Here is a 3,307-nt window from a genome sequence, read left to right as displayed (position 1 = left end):
GAACCGACGCCATCCCACCCTTGCCCGACAGGGTCAGCCACAACTTCGACCGCAGAGCCACGACCCGCGCCGCATCTTGGAGCGACAGCCCCCCGGCGATGTAGGCCGCCGCGATCTCACCCTGGGAGTGCCCCACCACCGCAGCAGGCTTCACACCGAACGACTGCCACACCCGCGCAAGCGACACCATCATCGTGAACAGCACCGGCTGCACCACGTCGATGCGTTCCAACGATTCCCCAGTGCGCAGGACGTGCGTCACCGAGAAGTCGACGAACTCCGCAAACGCTTTCTCGCACTCCGCCACCGAAGCGGCGAACACCGGCGAGGAATCCAACAGCTCCCGCCCCATCGCAACCCACTGCGAGCCCTGACCCGGGAACACGAAGACAACGCGGTCCCCCGGCTTGGCGGTGGTGACCTGCACGGTGTCGTCACCGGGCCACACCACGGAACGGAACGGGAACACCGACCGGTTGGCCAGCGTCCACGCCACGTCCGCCGGGTCGGCGGTGGTGCCGCGCAGGGCAGTGGCCCGCTCGTACGCGGCGGCCTCGGTGGTGCCGGAGACCGGCCACGGCGCCACCGCGCCCAGCGGCCGGGCGGGGACCTCCGCCCCCTCCTCCGGTTCCGCGTACTCCGGGGCCTGCTCGACGATGACGTGGGCGTTGGTGCCGGAGATGCCGAACGACGACACCGCCGCCCGGCGCGGCCGGTCCGCCTCCGGCCACGGCTGGGCCTCGGTGAGCAGCCGCACCGCCCCCGCCGACCAGTCGACGTGGGTGGACGGCTCGTCGACGTGCAGGGTCTTGGGCAGCACCCCGTGGCGCAGGGCCATGACCACCTTGATGATGCCGCCGACCCCGGCGGCGGCCTGGGTGTGCCCGACGTTGGACTTGAACGAGCCCAGCCACAGCGGGCGCTCCGGGGCCCGGTCGCGGCCGTAGGTGGCCAGGACGGCCTGGGCCTCGATGGGGTCGCCGAGCGGGGTGCCGGTGCCGTGCGCCTCGACGGCGTCGACGTCGGCGGTGGTCAGGCCCGCGTTGGCCAGCGCCTGGCTGATGACCCGCTGCTGCGACGGCCCGTTGGGGGCGGTGAGCCCGTTGGAGGCGCCGTCCTGGTTGACCGCCGAGCCCCGGATGACGGCCAGCACGCGGTGCCCGTTGCGGCGGGCGTCGGACAACCGTTCCAACAGGACGATGCCAGCGCCCTCGGAGAACCCGGTGCCGTCGGCGGCCTCGGCGAACGCCTTGCACCGGCCGTCGGCGGCGAGCCCGCGCTGACGGCTGATCTCGATGAACGACCCCGGGGTGCACATCACGGTGACCCCGCCGGCCAGGGCCATCCCGCACTCGCCCTGGCGCAGGGCGGTGACCGCCAGGTGCAGCGCCACCAGCGACGACGAGCACGCGGTGTCCACGGTGACCGCCGGACCCTCCAGGCCCAGGGTGTAGGCGACCCGGCCGGAGACGACGCTGCCGGACCCGCCGGTGCTCAGGAACCCCTCGACGCCCTCGGGGACCGCGGGCAGCCGGGTGACGTAGTCGTTGTTGTTCATCAGCCCGGAGAACACGCCGATGCGGCTGGTGCGCAGCCCCGCCGGGTCGATGCCCGCCCGCTCGAACGCCTCCCAGGACACCTCCAGCAGCAACCGCTGCTGCGGGTCCATCGCCAACGCCTCGCGCGGGGAGATGCCGAAGAAACGCGGGTCGAACCCGGCGACGTCGTCGAGGAACCCCGCCTCGCGGGCGTAGCAGGTGCCGGGGGTGGCCGGGTCCGGGTCGTAGAGCCGTTCCAGGTCCCAGCCCCGGTCGGTGGGGAACGGGCCGACGCCGTCGCGGCCCTCGGCGACCATCCGCCACAGGTCCTCCGGCGAGGCCACCCCGCCGGGGTAGCGGCAGGCCATGCCGACCACGGCGATCGGCTCGTGCGCCCGCTCCTGCTCCTCCCGCAGGCGCTGGCGGGTCTGGTGCAGGTCGGCGGTGACCTGCTTGAGGAAGTAGCGGAGCTTCTCCTCGTTGGTGCTCGGCTTGTCCGCGTTGGACATCGTGGTCGGTCCCCTCGGGTGGCGCTGGGCGGTCGGGCAGGGCGGTCTCGCTAGGAGATGCCGAACTCCTTGCCGATGAAGTCGAAGATCTCGTCGTCGCTGGCCGACTCGATCAGGTCGGTGGTGTCGTCCGGGGCGGCGCCGTCGTCGCCCCACCTGGCGAGCAGGGCTTGCAGCCGGGCGGCCACCCGGGACCGGTCGACCCCCTCGCCCTCGACGGCGGCGAGCACGCCCTCCAGCCGGTCCAGTTCGGTGAGCACCGGCACCAGGACCGCCTCGGCGCCGCCGGGCAGGGTCTGGAGCAGGTGCTCGGCCAGGACCGCCGGGTTGGGGTGGTCGAAGACCAGGGTGGCGGGCAGGTCGAGGCCGGTGGCGGCGGTGAGGGCGTTGCGCAGCTCGACGGCGGTCAGCGAGTCGAAACCGACGTCGGAGAACGCGCGGTCGGGGTCGACCTGCTCGGGGCCGCTGTGGCCGAGCACGTCGGCGACCAGGCCGCGCACCAGGGCGGTGAGCAGGGCGCGGCGCTCGTCCTCCGGCTTGCCCGCCAGGTCGCGCAGCAGGGCGTCGGCGTTGCCCGCCCGCTCGGCGGTCCGGCCCGCCTGCCCGCGCACCAGGCCGTGCAGGATCTGCGGCAGGACACCGATCTCGTGGCCCGCGCGCAGCGCGGCCAGGTCCAGGCGGACCGGGACGAGCAGGGCGTCCTCGCCGCCGAGGGCGGTGTCGAGCAGGGCCAAGGCCTCGTCGGTGGGCAGGCCGGTGACCCCGGAACGGGCCAGCCGCTCCCGGTCGCCCTCGGCGAGGTCACCCGCCATGCCCCCCGCCTGCTCCCACAGGCCCCAGGCCAGGGACACGGCGGGCAGGCCCTGGGACCGGCGGTGCGCGGCGAGGGCGTCGAGGAAGGCGTTGCCCGCCGCGTAGCTCGCCTGGCCAGCGTTGCCGAAAACGCCTGCGGCGGAGGAGAACAGCACGAACATCGACAGGTCCATGCCCGCGGTCAGCTCGTGCAGGTGCCACGCGGCGTCGACCTTCGGGCGCAGAACGCGCTCCACCCGTTCCGGGGTGAGCGAGGACAGCACGCCGTCGTCGACCACACCGGCGGTGTGCACGACACCGGACCAGGACCGCGTGTCCAGCACGGTGGCCAGGGCGGCCCGGTCGGCGGCGTCACAGGCGACGACCTCGGCCTTGGCGCCCAACTCGGCCAGTTCCTCGACCAGCTCCCGCGCGCCCTCGGCGTCGGGGCCACGGCGGCTGGTCAGC

2 protein-coding genes are annotated in these 3,307 nt (G+C 73.9%); both read right to left on the bottom strand.

Features of this window, described 5'->3' with window-relative positions:
• A partial coding sequence (locus UO65_RS03975) for a type I polyketide synthase (protein ID WP_035278823.1) occupies positions 1 to 2,047 on the bottom strand: 2,047 nt, incomplete at its 3' end.
• A 50-nt stretch (positions 2,048 to 2,097) separates the two neighbouring features.
• The coding region (locus UO65_RS03970; RefSeq protein ID WP_035278822.1) for a type I polyketide synthase at positions 2,098 to 3,307 on the bottom strand (1,210 nt) is incomplete at its 5' end.

Source organism: Actinokineospora spheciospongiae, from assembly GCF_000564855.1.
GTDB classification, from domain to species: Bacteria; Actinomycetota; Actinomycetes; order Mycobacteriales; family Pseudonocardiaceae; genus Actinokineospora; species Actinokineospora spheciospongiae.
The sequence above is the reverse complement of the archived record's forward strand: the minus strand, read 5'-3'. Positions and strand labels throughout refer to the sequence as shown.